Genomic DNA, 13,623 nt, shown 5'->3' on the forward strand with positions numbered 1-13,623 from the left:
GCGCAGTGAGTACGACAGCGTCATCACCACCTTCACCCAGGCGCACGGAACTCCTCGACGCCTGCTACGCCTACCTCCTCGAACACGGCCTCACCGGCCTGTCCCTGCGCCCGCTGGCCGCCGCCACCGGCACCAGCCCGCGCGTCCTGCTCTACCTCTTCGGCAGCAAGGACGCACTACTGCGGGAGCTACTGGGGAGGGCCCGGCACGAGCAGGTGGCATCGATGCGCGCGGTGCTCGACAAGGCAGGAAAAGCAGGAGGCGAGACAGCAGACGAAGCGGGAAGCAACGGCTACGACACCCTCGTCGACCAGCTGTGGGCCTTCCTGTCGGCGCACGAGCAACGCGCCATGGTGCGCCTGACCTACGAGGCGTTCCTGCTGTCGCTCGGCCATACCCCGGGCCCGTGGGCCGGCTTCGCCGGGGAGGCCGCCCGGGAGTGGCTGGACCTGCTGATCCGGGCCCAGGCGCCTGGTACACCCGCAGCCCTCGCCGAGGCCCGGGCCACGCGGGCGCTGGCGCTGGTCCGGGGGCTGCTGCTGGACCTGTTGGCCTGCGAGGAGGAGGAGCGAGTGGCGGCGGCCGTACAGGATCCGGAAAGGGAACAGGGACAGGGACCGAAAGCCGGCCCTACACCGCCGCCACCAGCGGATACACCGCCCCGGTGAGCTCTTCCGACACCGTCCACAACCGCTCCGCGGCAGCCACGTCACTCGCCGCCGCGCTCCGCCCCACCAAGGTCGGCGCCCCGCGCATCTCACCCAGCCCGCCCGGGCCGACGTAGCTCGCACCGGGCAGGTCCTCGACCGCGGCGAACAGCGTGGGCAGGGCGCCGGCCCTGTCGTCCTGGGCCACCACCTTGTTGCCGACGGCCATGAGCGCGCGTCCGACCGGGTTCGCCGTATGGCTCTGGAGGTTGGTCGCCGCCCAGCCCGGGTGGGCCGCGAGGGCGCGGACATGTGAGCCCGACTCGGCCAGCCTGCGCTGGAGTTCGAGGGTGAAGAGCAGGTTGGCCAGCTTGGACTGGGAGTAGGCGCGCTGCGGGCCGTAGTTGCCCTCCAGGTTCAGGTTGTCGAAGTGGATGACGCCGTCGCCCATCCGGTGCGCGCCGGAGGCGACCGTGACCACCCGGTCGGTGATGTGCGGCAGCAGCAGGTTCGTGAGGGCGAAGTGGCCGAGGTGGTTCGTGCCGAACTGCATCTCGAAGCCGTCCCGCGTCCGCAGCTCGGGGAGCATCATCACGCCCGCGTTGTTGATGAGCAGGTCCAGCGGACCGTCCCACCCCGCGGCGAACTCCCGCACGGACGCCAGGTCCGCGAGGTCCAGCCGCCGCACCTCGGTGCTGCCGCTCGCCTTCGCCGCCGCGGCCCGCCCCCGCTCCAGGTCCCGCACGGCGAACACCACATGCGCGCCCGCGCCGGCCAGCGCGGCGGCGGCCGCGAAGCCGATACCGCTGTTGGCGCCCGTGACGACCGCCGTACGGCCGGAGAGGTCGGGGATCCGTGTCGCGTTCCACACGCTCTTGTCAGTCGTTTTCTTTGCCATGACAGCCAATGTAGGCAACGCCAACAATGATGTCAATGACAACATCGGCGACGGCCCTCGATAGGATGTTCACCATGGCCGTACGCCCCTATCACCACGGAGACCTGCGCTCCGCCCTGCTCGCGAGCGCGGAGCGCACCCTGCTGGAGAAGGGCGTCGCGGCCCTGTCCCTGCGCGAACTCGCCCGTGACGTGGGCGTCAGCCACGCCGCCCCCGGCCGGCACTTCAAGGACAAGCAGGCCCTCGTCGACGCCCTGGCCCTGTCCGGCTTCGAGCGCATGGCGCGGACGCTGGACGAGGCCGACGCCCCGGCCCTGCCGCTGGAGGAGCGCCTCACCGCGCTGGCCACGGCGTATGTGCACTTCGCGGTGACCCATGCCGAGCTGCTCGAAGTCATGTACTCCCGCAAGCACGACCCGGACATCTCCGAGCAGTTGAGGGTGGCCGTCGACAGCACGACGGCTCTCTTCGTGCGGGTCATCGCCGAGGCCCAGGAGCACGGCGAGATCGTCCCCGGCGACCCCTGGACCATCGGCCTCGTGGCCGGCGTGGCCCTCCACGGCATGGCGTCCCTCGCGGCCCAGGGCACCTTTACGCCCGAGTCCGCCGTCACCGGCGTCCCGACCCTCGTCCACCACCTGCTGAACGGCCTCAAGCCCCGCTGACGCGACGCCCGTTGGCGCTTGTCAACGCGCGTCACGCTGTGGATTTTCCGTGGAGAGAGTCAAGCGGGGACCATCGCCGTGCCATCCCGGCGCCATTGATCAGCAATCCCACAACCCCCTTGAGTAACGCGGAAGTCAGAATTCCGGAACCCTCCTTGTTGTCACGTACTCAACAAGAGATGGTCGACGCGGGCCGCCGCCCCCACCGGGAACCTCACCGGTGGACCCCCCACCCGCAGGCCTCTGCCCACCTCTCTCTGGAGGCTGTACGTTGCGTACGTCACCCCCCAATTCCCCCCACATACGCGGCAACTGGCGCAGAATCGGCTCCGCCGCCGCCGCGACCGCCGCGCTCCTGATCGCCGGACTCGGCACCGCGGCCCACGCGAGCGCGGCCGCCGACACCACCGCGAGCAGCAAGAAGGTCAGCGCCAAGACCGTTGCCGCGCAGGTCGCCAAGGCCCATGTGCAGTACGCGAAGCTCGGCTGCGGCGCGACCCCGAAGAAGGGCTACGCCGCCTGTAACGCGTTCCGTGTGACCAGCGGCACCACCGCCTTCATGGAGAAGCAGGCCGCGCTGAAGGGCGTCGCCCCCAAGACCATCTCTCCGAAGGCCGCCGCCGCCGACCCCACCGGCTACGGCCCCTCGGACATCCAGTCCGCCTACGGCCTGGCGAGCGCCGCCGCCTCGAACGGCTCGGGCGAGACCGTCGCCATCGTCGACGCCTACGACGACCCGAACGCGGAGTCCGACCTCGCGACCTACCGCGACTACTACGGCCTCTCCGCCTGCACCACGGCCAACGGCTGCTTCAAGAAGGTCGGCCAGACCGGCTCGACGACCTCCCTGCCGACCGCCGACAGCGGCTGGGCCGGCGAGGAGTCCCTCGACGTCGACATGGTCAGCGCGGCCTGCCCGAACTGCAACATCCTCCTGGTCGAGGCCAAGTCGGCGAGCGACGCCAACCTGGGCACCGCGGTGAACGAGGCCGTCAAGCTCGGCGCCAAGTTCGTCTCGAACTCCTACGGCGGCTCGGAGTCCTCCTCCGACACGTCGTACGACACCTCGTACTACAAGCACCCGGGCGTCGCCATCACCGCCAGCGCGGGCGACGAGGCCTACGGCGCCGAGTACCCGGCCGGTTCGCAGTACGTCACCTCGGTCGGCGGCACCAAGCTCTCCACGTCCTCCGCCTCCCGCGGCTGGACCGAGAGCGTCTGGAAGACCAGCAGCACCGAGGGCACCGGCTCCGGCTGCTCGGCGTACGACGCCAAGCCGTCCTGGCAGACCGACACGGGCTGCACGAAGCGCATGATCTCCGACGTCTCGGCGGTCGCCGACCCGGCCACGGGCGTCTCGGTCTACGACACCTACGGCTCCGACGGCACCGGCTGGGGCACCTACGGCGGCACCAGCGCCTCGTCCCCGATCATCGCCTCGGTCTACGCCCTCGCCGGCACCCCGGGCAGCAGCGACTACCCGGCCTCGTACCCGTACGCCGCGGCCGGCACCTCCGCGCTGAACGACGTGACGAGCGGCAACAACGGCTCCTGCTCGACGAGTTACTTCTGCACCGCCACCTCGGGCTACGACGGCCCGACCGGCTGGGGCACCCCGGAGGGTGTGTCCGCCTTCACCGGCTGACACACCCCGCGAAACCTCCCCGTCGGGTCACGGGGAGCCGCCGACCAGAGGGGGACGTGGGGTCCCCTCGGCGGAGCAAATGGCAACGGGCCGCGGCAACCAGCCGCGGCCCGTTCGCCGTGCCCGGGGCCCCAACTCCCATGAAAAACCTGTGGATTTGGTAAAGGACCAGACCCCGTTCGGTAAGCCGGAAGTCATGATTCCAGCAGCCTCTTGTTGTCGCGTACTCAACAAGAGATGGTCATCGCGAACCGCCCCCCACGGCCGGGGAATCCGCACCGGCGACGCGCACCCGCACTGCCCCTGTTCCACCGACTCAGGAGGCTGCACCTTGCGTACCACCACCCCCAACTCCCCCCACACGCACGGTAGATGGCGGCGCATAGGAGCCACGGCCATAGCCACCGCCGCACTGCTGTTCACCGGCTTCGGCACCGCCGTACAGGCCGACGCGGCACAGAGCGCCACCACCTCCACGAAGGTGACCTACGCCGCCACCCCCTGTGCGACCCCCAAGCACACGGGCGACCTCACCTGCAAGTCCTACCGCGTCACCGGCGGCCTCACCGCCTTCCAGAAGATGCAGGCCGCGAAGACCGGCGTCACCCCCAAGGCGGCCGACGCGTCGACCCCCTCCGGCTACAGCCCGACCAACCTCCGGTCCGCCTACGGCCTGACCTCCGCCGCGGCCTCCAACGGCTCCGGCGAGACCATCGCGATCGTCGACGCGTACAACGACCCCAACGCCGAGGCCGACCTCGCGACCTACCGCTCGTACTACGGCCTCTCCGCCTGCACCACGGCCAACGGCTGCTTCAAGAAGGTCAGCCAGACCGGCTCCACCACCTCGCTGCCCACCTCCGACGCCGGCTGGTCCGAGGAGATCTCCCTCGACCTCGACATGGCGAGCGCGATCTGCCCGCTGTGCAACATCACCCTCGTCGAGGCCACCAGCGCCAGCTACGCCAACCTCGGCACCGCCGAGAACGAGGCCGTCACCCTGGGCGCGAAGTTCGTGTCGAACTCCTACGGCGGCTCGGAGTCCTCGGCCCAGACGACGTACGACACCTCGTACTACAACCACGCGGGCGTGGCCATCACCGTCTCCTCCGGTGACAGCGCCTACGGCGCCGAGTACCCGGCGACCTCCCGGTACGTCACCGCCGTCGGCGGCACCAAGCTCTCCACCGCCTCCACCACCCGCGGCTGGACCGAGGCCGTCTGGCGCACCTCCAGCACCGAGGGCACCGGCTCCGGCTGCTCCTCCTACGACGCCAAGCCCACCTGGCAGACCGACACCGGCTGCACCAAGCGCATGGAGTCCGACGTCTCCGCCGTCGCCGACCCCGCCACCGGCGTCTCCGTCTACGACTCCTACGGCGTCACCGCCGGCTGGTACACCTTCGGCGGCACCAGCGTCTCCGCCCCGATCATCGCGGGCGTCTACGCCCTGGCGGGCACCCCGGCCAGCGGCACCTACCCGGCGCAGTACCCCTACGACTACGCGGGCACCTCGTCCCTCAACGACGTGACCAGCGGCTACAACGGCTCCTGCTCGACGGCGTACTTCTGCACCGCCGAGACCGGCTACGACGGCCCGACCGGCTGGGGCACCCCGGAGGGGATCGCGGCCTTCGCCAACTGATTTCCCCGATCCCCGATCTGACCCTCAGTCACCTGTCGTGCCACAGTGGGTCGTGGGGGCCACACGTGGCATGACGGAACGGGCCGCGGCATCCAGCCGCGGCCCGTTCATCATGAGAACATCGACGCGAACCGAATCCAGTAATCAGGGGCTAACGACCGAACCACGCCCGGGTTCCGATCCGGCCTCGTTGCCCGGCGTTACCTAGCGTGATACACAGAGTGACCGTACGGTGTATTCGTACGAAACCCGCCAATCAATGACGCCAAGTCGACATCGGACGGCGTCTTTGTCGGCGACAATGATGCCTGACCTCTGCGCACCCGCAGGGGATGCGGAACTACCCACCAGGGGCGGTGACTTACATGCTCTTCGCGGCCGACAAGGGAGACATCAACACCATCATCGGGGGGATCGCTCCTGACTGGGGCCCCTTCGGCAGTCTGGGCAACGAGGCGAAGGTGATGATCGAGGTCGTGATGGCCGTCGCCATCCTCCTCTGCCTCGGAATCGCCGTATGGGGTGCCGCCAAACAGCGCATCGGCGCGACAGCCCTGCGCGACACGTTCAGCGCGGAACAGGGCAAGGGCCTCATCGTCGCCGGTCTGACCGGGGTCTTCATCATCGGCTCCCTCGGCACCCTCTTCACGATCGTGTACGGCATGGCCGTCTAGCCGAGCCCGGCCAGTCCCCCTCTCCCCGCTGAGGTTGCGTTTCCCTGATGTCGAGTCACCACACCGCGCCCGCGCGGGAACCAGCACGGCTACCGTCGTACTTCCAGATGTTTCTGGACGACGGCGAAGGGGCGTACCCGGCATGAGTCCCGGAGACGAGCACGAGACCTCCGGCGGTTACGGCGGCACAGGCCAGACCCGAACACGCCTGCCCCAGGGCGGCAGCGACATCTACGGCGGCGCCCGCAGAGGCCCCCGCTCCTCCTCCAGAAGCCTCGTCACCGTCGTCGGAGTAGTAGTCCTCCTCATCGCCGCCATCGCCTTCGCGAACCGCGGCGACGACAACTCCTCATCCACAGACGGAAACACGACCAGCGGCGCGAAGCCGGATTCCTCGTCGACGGCGGCCAGCGGGACGAAGCCGGTGGAGACGAAGACCGGTGGAATTCCGTCGGGGTTCGCGCACAACGAGCAGGGTGCGCAGTCGGCTGCGGCGAACTACTCCGTGTCGCTGGGCTCGACCGGCATGTTCCAGAAGGAGATCCGGCACACGCTGGTGAACTCCCTCTACACACCCGCCGAAGCGAGCAGACTGACGGGTCGGATGGATCAGGCCTACTCGGCCGACTTCCTCAGCAAGCTGGGCCTCGACGCCAACGGCAACGCCCCGAGCGGCAGCACATTCGTCTCGCGCGTGATCCCGGTGGGCACGACCACCCAGCAGTACAGCGACACCGGCGCGAAGGTCGCGGTCTGGTACGTGGGGCTCCTCGGCATGGCCGGACAGACCTCGACCGACCCCGTCACCACCTCGTGGAAGACCTGGACCTTCGACCTCCAGTGGTCGGGCGGCGACTGGAAGATCGCCACGGACTCCCAGAAGGACGGCCCCGCCCCGGTACCCGGCGACGACACGGCTGCCACCTCGGACGAGATCAGCAAGGCCATCGACGAGTACGGAGGGTTCACGTATGCCCGGTAACCCGCAACGCGTGCTCAGGCTCGCCGGCCTCGTGACGGCCGTACAGACGTCGCTCGTGCTGCTGGCCACCCATGCCGTGGCCGCGCCCAGCCCCTCCCCCTCGCCGTCCAAGAGCGTCGACTGCGGGCCCATCGTCGGCGAGGCCAAGAAGTTCTGTGAACGCGGCAACAGCACCAGCACCGGCGGCACCACCCCCAGCACCACAGACACCCTCGACCCCCTCTCCTCCCTCGCCAAGGGCTGCGCGGAAGCCGCCTCCTGGACCATCGACAAGCTCAGCGACGCCGTCAAGGACACCGCGAACGTGGACTTCACGAACGCCAAGTTCCTTCAGCAGTACGCCGTCGTCTTCGCCGCGTCCACGATCCTCACCCTCCTCCTGTGGCTCCTCGCGGTAGCGAAGCGCGCGGTCCGAGGCGTCCCCCTCACCACCGCGATCTCCGAGGCCATCGGCTTCCTCTGGCTCACCGTCATCGCCTCCGCGTTCACACCCCTGATCCTGTACACAGTCGTCTCCGCCACCGACGGCATCACGGACGTCCTCGCGAAGACGACCGGCAACCAGGACACCTTCTTCGGCAACTTCTCCAGCGCCCTGTCCAAGGGCGACAACATCGGCGGCGGCCCGATCATGCTGATCGTCGTCTCCCTGGTCAGCATCCTCGCCGCCGGCGTCCTCTGGCTGGAGCTCGTCATCCGCGCCGCCCTCCTCTACGTCGGCGCCCTCCTCGGCACCGTCGTCTACGCCGGCCTCGTCGACAAGAACCTGTGGAGCCACGTCCGCCGCTGGGCGGGCATCATGATCGCGGTGATCCTGGTGAAACCGGTCATCGTCATCGTGCTCGGCCTGGCCGGCGCACTGTCCTCCGCCGACGGCCCCGACTCGTTCTCCGCCGTCGTCTCCGGCCTCGCCATCATCCTGCTCGCCATCTTCGCCAGCGCGATGATCTACCGCTTCGTCCCCGGCTTCGGCGACGACATCGCCAGCGGCCGCAACAACCGCATCATGCAGGGCGCCGAGGGCAAGGCCGCGGCCGTCATCAGCTCCCCGGCGACCATGGTCGCCCAGGGCATCAAGACCCACAGCGCCCGCACGAACGACGGCGGGGGCGGCCAGTCCTCCTCCGGCGGCGGCGCCCGCCCCTCCAACCCGGTCTCCGGCGGCGTGGCCGCGCACAGCAGCCGCACGTCGAACGGCGGTGGCGGAGCCGTCCCCTCCGCCGCGCCCCCGCCCCGCCAGAGCCCGGCGAACACCCCGCACGCCAGCAACGCCCGCAACAACCGCACGGGAGGTGAAGGGCGTTGACGACAGAGTCCCACCTGTCCCATCCGATCACGCCCCGCCGGACATATCTCATCGGCCGAGCCCGGCCGAACGCGATCGTCGGCAAGAATCGCGAGACCGGCGAGATCGCGCTCATCATCCTGGGCGCCTTCCTCGGCATGATGAGCGGACTCCTCGTCCCCGTCCTGTCCCTGCGCATCGTGCTCCTCACGGGCTTCCCGATGCTCGCGCTGATGGCGGTCTACGTGCCGTACAAGCGCCGTACGTTCTACAAGTGGTTCGAGATCAACCGCAGTTACAAGCGCACCCTGCGCAACGGCACGGTGTACCGCTCCTCCGTCATGGAGGCAGGCGTCCACCTCGACGGACGCGAGGTCGAGATCGGCCCGCCGCCCGGCATCGGCCGGATCAACTGGCTGGCCGCGCCCTTCGGCCCGGACGAGATCGCCGTACTCCTGCACGCCGACCGCCGTACGGTCACCGCGGCCATCGAGATCGAGGGCCCGGGCGTCGGCCTGCGCGACAGCGAGGACCAGGAGGCCCTCGTCGACCGCTTCGGCACCCTCCTCAAGCACGTGGCGAACGGCGACGGCTTCGTCACCCGCCTCCAGATGCTCGCCCGCACGCTGCCCGCCGACCCGGACGCCCACGCCAAGGACGTCGCCCAGCGCGGCGACGACAAGTCCCTGACCTGGCTGCAGCAGTCGTACGACCAACTGCAGTCGATGGTGTCCACCAGCAGCGAGCAGCACCGCGCCTACCTCGTCGCCTGCATGCACTTCACCCGCGAACTCTCCGCCGAGGCCCACGCGATGGCCCGCGCGACCCGCCCCCACGCGGGCCGCAAGCTCGACCGGGACGCGGGTCTCGCGGTCGTCATGGCGCGTGAACTCACCGACATCTGCTCGCGGTTGCAGGAGGCGGACATCCGCGTACGGCAGCCGCTCGGCCAGGGCCGGCTCGCCTCGCTCATCCACTCCATGTACGACCCGGACCACCCCATCGACCACCTCCAGGCGATGACGAAGCGCAACGCCTGGCCGGCCGAACTCGACGCCATGGAACCGACGTTCCTCCAGGCGAAGACCCGCGAGTCCTCCACCCGCGAACCGTGGTGCCACGCCACGGCCTGGGTGAAGGAGTGGCCGATGACCCCGGTCGGCGTCAACTTCCTCGCCCCGCTCCTCGTCCACACCCCGGACGTCATCCGCACGGTCGCCGTCACCATGGACCTCGAACCCACCGAGGTCGCCATCGAACGCATGCTGACCGAGAAGACCAACGACGCGGCCGACGCCTCCCGCGCCGCCAAGATGAACCGCACCGTCGACCCCCGCGACGTCGCCGCCCACTCCCGCATGGACCAGCGCGGCGAGGACCTCGCGAGCGGCGCGGCCGGCGTCAACCTGGTCGGCTACATCACCGTCTCCTCCCGCAACCCCGAGGCCCTGGCGCGCGACAAGCGCACGATAAGGGCGTCCGCCGGCAAGTCCTATCTGAAGCTGGAGTGGTGCGACCGCGAGCACCACCGCGCCTTCGTGAACACACTCCCCTTCGCCACCGGCATCCGGAGGTAGGGCTCAGATGCGGGATCCGCTGTCCATCCTGACCGACGCCTTCACGTCCTTCCTCTTCGGCAAGATCGAGTCCACCCGCCTGCCCGTCCGCACCTCCACGGGCCAGGCCCAGGCGGTCTACCTCCCGACGGCCGCCCCCGGCCTCGGCGACTCGGGCGTCATCATCGGCCGCGAGGTCTACTCCGGCAAGGGCTACATCTACGACCCCTTCCAGCTCTACGGCCAGCAACTCCCCGCCCCCCACTGGCTGGTGCTGGGCGAGTCGGGCAACGGCAAGTCGGCCCTGGAGAAGACGTACGTCCTACGACAACTGCGCTTCCGCGACCGCCAGGTCGTCGTCCTGGACGCACAGGGCGAGGACGGCGTCGGTGAATGGAACCTGATCGCGGAGGAGTTGGGGATAACCCCCATCCGCCTGGACCCAACAGCCGCCCTGGACATGGGGATCCGCCTCAACCCCCTCGACCCGGCGATCACCACCACGGGCCAACTCGCCCTGCTCCGCACCATCATCGAGGTGGCGATGGGCCACGGCCTGGACGAGCGCTCCGGCTTCGCCCTCAAGGTCGCCCACGCCTACGTCAACGAGACGATCGTCGAACGCCAGCCGGTCCTCATGGACATCGTCGAGCAACTCCGCCACCCCGAACCGGAGTCGGCCGAGGCGATGAACGTCGCCATAGACGACGTACGGGCGTGGGGCCTGGACGTGGCGCTGGTCATCGACCGCCTGGTCGACGGCGACCTGCGCGGCATGTTCGACGGCCCGACGACGGTCGGCATCGACCTCGACGCCCCGCTCATCGTCTTCGACCTGTCCCACATCGACCGCAACTCCATCGCCATGCCCATCCTGATGGCGATCGTCGGCGTCTGGCTGGAGCACACCTGGATCCGCCCCGACCGGAAGAAGCGCATCTTCCTGGTCGAGGAGGCCTGGCACATCATCAACAGCCCGTTCGTGGCCCAACTCTTCCAGCGCCTGCTGAAGTTCGGCCGCCGCCTCGGTCTGTCGTTCGTGGCGGTCGTCCACCACCTCTCCGACGTGGTCGACGGCGCGGCCGCGAAGGAAGCGGCAGCGATCCTCAAAATGGCCTCGACCCGCACCATCTACGCCCAGAAAGCGGACGAAGCCCGGGCAACCGGGCGGGTGTTGGGCCTACCACGCTGGGCGGTCGAGATCATCCCCACCCTCACCCCCGGCATCGCGGTCTGGGACGTCAACGGCAACGTCCAGGTGGTCAAACACCTCATCACCGAGACGGAACGCCCACTCGTCTTCACCGACCGCGCGATGACCCAGTCCTCCCGCGACCACGACCGCGAACTGACCGACGACGCCCTGCGCGCCGCCGAGTTGGAGGCGGAGGAACGCGCGGCGGCCTTCATGGAACAGCACCTGAGCGATCTCGACGGCTCCTCCGAGTCCACGGTGGCGTGAGGTGAGATGAGACCGAACGACGAACGGGAAAGCCGAGGAGGCATCCCCGACGGCCTGCTGATCGGCCTGCTCGCGTTCCTCCTCGGCATGACCCTGCTGGTGTGGTCGGCCACAGGACTGGCCGGCTGGTTCTCCCACAGCACCTGGCCCGACGGCGTGACCTTCACCCGCACCCCCCTGGCCATGCGCCACTTGATCGGCCGGCCGCACGACCTCCCCGGCGCCTGGCCCGACACCCCACCGACCCAACTCTCCGGCTACGGCCTGTTCTGGGGCCTGTTCATCGGCCAGTTGATGGTCCTGTTCGTCCTGACCGTGTTCGCGATGGGCACGGTGGCCAGATGGCGGGCGGTACGGGCGAGGACCAGGACGACAGCGGAGCCCCTTGGGGTGGTACCTGAGGTGGTACCGGCCCAGAGACCGGAACCACAACCGACGGCACTCGTCGAACAGGCACTGCTCGCACCCTCCGTCCCAGCCCCTCCGGTTGTCGCTGAACAGGTGGTGAGTGTGGGCGCGTGGGACAAAATCCTTCTGGCTCCCACAGAGACCCGCCACACCACCGCGACCCAAGCCATACGGGACGCGGAGGGCGCCGCCCTGGTCATCACCTCGAACCCCGCCATCTGGCAGGACACCAAGGACGCCCGAGCCAAACTGGGCCCGATCCTCCTCTACGACCCCGCCCACCTCTGCGACACCCCGGCCCGCCTGCACTGGTCCCCCACGACAGGCTGCGAGGACAAGCAGACGGCGCTGAAAAGAGCCACCGCCCTCCTCACCCCTGTCCGCCCCACGGCGAAGATCGACCAGGCGATCGCCGACACGGCCGAAACGCTCCTGCGGAGCTATCTGCACGCCGCCGCCATCGACGGCCGCACCATCCGCCACGTCCACCGCTGGTCCCAGGGCACCCAGGTCCAGGACGCGGTACGAACCCTCCGCACGAACCCCAAGGCGGCCGCCGGCGCGGCGGGCGAACTGGAAGCCGCACTCACCTCGCACCCCGAACGCCGGGACATCGCCCAGGAGTTGACGAGCCGCGCGCTGTCCTCGCTCTTCACGGTCAACATCCGCGAAGCGTGCACACCCAACAAAACTGATGCGGTCAGCCTGGATTCCTTCGCGAACGAAGGGGGCACGCTTTACCTGGTCGGTGAATCCATCGAGGACCCCCGTACCAACCCGGGTGCGATGCCTCTGCTCACCGCCCTCGCATCAAGCGTGGTCGAGCGCGGCCGGCACATGGCCGAACGGTCATCGGCCGGTCGCCTCGACCCACCAATCACGCTCGTCCTGGACGACGTCGCCGCCGTGGCCCCCCTCCCCCAACTCCCCGAGCTACTGGCCACCGGAGCGGACCGAGGAATGCCGACCCTGGCCCTCCTCCGCTCCTTGGAACAGGCGAAGGCACGCTGGCCACACCACGAACTCCCGGCGTAGCAACCAGACTTACCGCCCCTTCCTGCTCTACGGCCGCTCGATCGCCATCTCCAGCTCACGCTCGTCCGTCTCTCCGCCCAGCGGCACGGTGATGCCCGTGGCGACGAAGCCGACCTTGCCGTAGAACCGTCGCGCCCGTTCGTTGTCCTCGTGCACGATGAGCCGCACCCGCTCGACACCGCGCCCCCAGGCCCACTCCAGGGCCGCGTCGAAGAGCACCTCGGTCAGTCCGATACCGCGGACCTCCGGGCGCACGAACACCCCGACGAGGTGCCCCTGCTTCCGCTCGACCGGACAGCCGGCCCAGTCGACGGTCCCGGCCTCCTCAAGCAGCACGGTCACCGTCCCGACCCACTCCCCGTCCGGCCCCTCGGCAACGATCTGCTGAGCCTCATCAGCGCCTTCGGCTGCCCCTGCGGCCCGCTCCTGGTAGAAGGAGTCCGGCCTGGCCATCGCCGCGTCGTAGGTCTCCAGAAAGGCAAGGTGCGCCACGGGATCCTGCAGCGCAACAAGCCGCAGCTCCTTCGCAGCGGCCCACTCGTCGGCACGTATCGAACGGATCTTGTAGTTCATGCCAGCCACGGTAGCCGAAACGCAGAAAACCCCCGTACCGAATTAACGGTACGGGGGTTTTCGCAATATTTGTTCGGCGGCGTCCTACTCTCCCACAGGGTCCCCCCTGCAGTACCATCGGCGCTGTAAGGCTTAGCTTCCGGGTTCG

General features: G+C 69.1%; 12 protein-coding genes and 1 rRNA gene. 10 read left to right on the forward strand and 3 right to left on the reverse strand.

The window, feature by feature from the left end; all coding sequences use genetic code 11:
* Positions 1–5: 5 nt before the first annotated feature.
* Positions 6–668 carry a TetR/AcrR family transcriptional regulator gene (locus tag AB0M63_RS17200; RefSeq protein ID WP_366019911.1) on the forward strand — a complete coding sequence of 221 codons (663 nt, stop codon included), beginning with the start codon at positions 6–8 and terminating at the stop codon, positions 666–668.
* Here the strand turns inward: AB0M63_RS17200 and AB0M63_RS17205 are convergent.
* Positions 631–1,545, reverse strand: coding sequence for an oxidoreductase (locus tag AB0M63_RS17205; RefSeq protein ID WP_355909776.1), 915 nt, complete (start codon positions 1,543–1,545; stop codon positions 631–633). The genes AB0M63_RS17200 and AB0M63_RS17205 overlap by 38 nt on opposite strands.
* Before the next feature lie 74 nt (positions 1,546–1,619).
* Between AB0M63_RS17205 and AB0M63_RS17210 the strand changes: the two genes are divergently transcribed.
* From AB0M63_RS17210 to AB0M63_RS17250, 9 genes are all read left to right on the forward strand, one after another.
* Positions 1,620–2,210, forward strand: a complete 591-nt coding sequence (locus AB0M63_RS17210) for a TetR/AcrR family transcriptional regulator (RefSeq protein WP_366019912.1) — start codon at positions 1,620–1,622, stop codon at positions 2,208–2,210.
* A 271-nt stretch (positions 2,211–2,481) separates the two neighbouring features.
* A complete protein-coding gene (locus AB0M63_RS17215; RefSeq protein ID WP_366019913.1) occupies positions 2,482–3,855 on the forward strand; it encodes a S53 family peptidase in 1,374 nt (457 codons plus the stop codon).
* 331 nt (positions 3,856–4,186) lie between these two features.
* A complete protein-coding gene (locus tag AB0M63_RS17220; RefSeq protein ID WP_366019914.1) occupies positions 4,187–5,500 on the forward strand; it encodes a S53 family peptidase in 1,314 nt (437 codons plus the stop codon).
* A gap of 365 nt (positions 5,501–5,865) precedes the next feature.
* Complete coding sequence (locus AB0M63_RS17225; protein WP_019065418.1) at positions 5,866–6,174, forward strand: hypothetical protein; 309 nt, start codon at positions 5,866–5,868, stop codon at positions 6,172–6,174.
* 142 nt (positions 6,175–6,316) lie between these two features.
* Entirely contained in the window at positions 6,317–7,156 is an 840-nt protein-coding gene (locus AB0M63_RS17230) for a hypothetical protein (protein ID WP_366019915.1), read from the forward strand.
* Entirely contained in the window at positions 7,146–8,462 is a 1,317-nt protein-coding gene (locus AB0M63_RS17235; protein WP_366019916.1) for a hypothetical protein, read from the forward strand. Before AB0M63_RS17230 ends, AB0M63_RS17235 begins: the two co-directional genes overlap by 11 nt.
* Entirely contained in the window at positions 8,459–10,018 is a 1,560-nt protein-coding gene (locus AB0M63_RS17240; RefSeq protein ID WP_355909757.1) for an SCO6880 family protein, read from the forward strand. The genes AB0M63_RS17235 and AB0M63_RS17240 overlap by 4 nt, the downstream gene beginning before the upstream one ends.
* 7 nt (positions 10,019–10,025) lie before the next feature.
* Positions 10,026–11,459, forward strand: coding sequence for an ATP-binding protein (locus AB0M63_RS17245; protein ID WP_356060163.1), 1,434 nt, complete (start codon positions 10,026–10,028; stop codon positions 11,457–11,459).
* Between the two features lie 6 nt (positions 11,460–11,465).
* Positions 11,466–12,902: a type IV secretory system conjugative DNA transfer family protein gene (locus tag AB0M63_RS17250; protein WP_366019917.1), complete on the forward strand. Its 1,437-nt coding sequence runs from the start codon at positions 11,466–11,468 to the stop codon at positions 12,900–12,902.
* A 27-nt stretch (positions 12,903–12,929) separates the two neighbouring features.
* On the opposite strand, the gene AB0M63_RS17255 is transcribed toward AB0M63_RS17250, so the two are convergent.
* Positions 12,930–13,475, reverse strand: coding sequence for a GNAT family N-acetyltransferase (locus AB0M63_RS17255; protein WP_366019919.1), 546 nt, complete (start codon positions 13,473–13,475; stop codon positions 12,930–12,932).
* 71 nt (positions 13,476–13,546) lie between these two features.
* Positions 13,547–13,623: ribosomal RNA gene (rrf, locus tag AB0M63_RS17260) — 5S ribosomal RNA — on the reverse strand; the annotation flags it as partial.

This window comes from Streptomyces sp. NPDC051576 (assembly GCF_040681835.1).
Lineage (GTDB): Bacteria > Actinomycetota > Actinomycetes > Streptomycetales > Streptomycetaceae > Streptomyces.

What these genes read in the sequence shown, in the direction of transcription:
- AB0M63_RS17250 (WP_366019917.1), top strand. Translation starts at nt 11,466, where the DNA reads ATGAGACCGAACGACGAACGGGAAAGCCGAGGAGGCATCCCCGACGGC.
- AB0M63_RS17225 (WP_019065418.1), top strand. Translation starts at nt 5,866, where the DNA reads ATGCTCTTCGCGGCCGACAAGGGAGACATCAACACCATCATCGGGGGG.
- AB0M63_RS17230 (WP_366019915.1), top strand. Translation starts at nt 6,317, where the DNA reads ATGAGTCCCGGAGACGAGCACGAGACCTCCGGCGGTTACGGCGGCACA.
- AB0M63_RS17245 (WP_356060163.1), top strand. Translation starts at nt 10,026, where the DNA reads ATGCGGGATCCGCTGTCCATCCTGACCGACGCCTTCACGTCCTTCCTC.
- AB0M63_RS17205 (WP_355909776.1), bottom strand. Translation starts at nt 1,545, where the DNA reads ATGGCAAAGAAAACGACTGACAAGAGCGTGTGGAACGCGACACGGATC.
- AB0M63_RS17255 (WP_366019919.1), bottom strand. Translation starts at nt 13,475, where the DNA reads ATGAACTACAAGATCCGTTCGATACGTGCCGACGAGTGGGCCGCTGCG.
- AB0M63_RS17210 (WP_366019912.1), top strand. Translation starts at nt 1,620, where the DNA reads ATGGCCGTACGCCCCTATCACCACGGAGACCTGCGCTCCGCCCTGCTC.
- AB0M63_RS17235 (WP_366019916.1), top strand. Translation starts at nt 7,146, where the DNA reads ATGCCCGGTAACCCGCAACGCGTGCTCAGGCTCGCCGGCCTCGTGACG.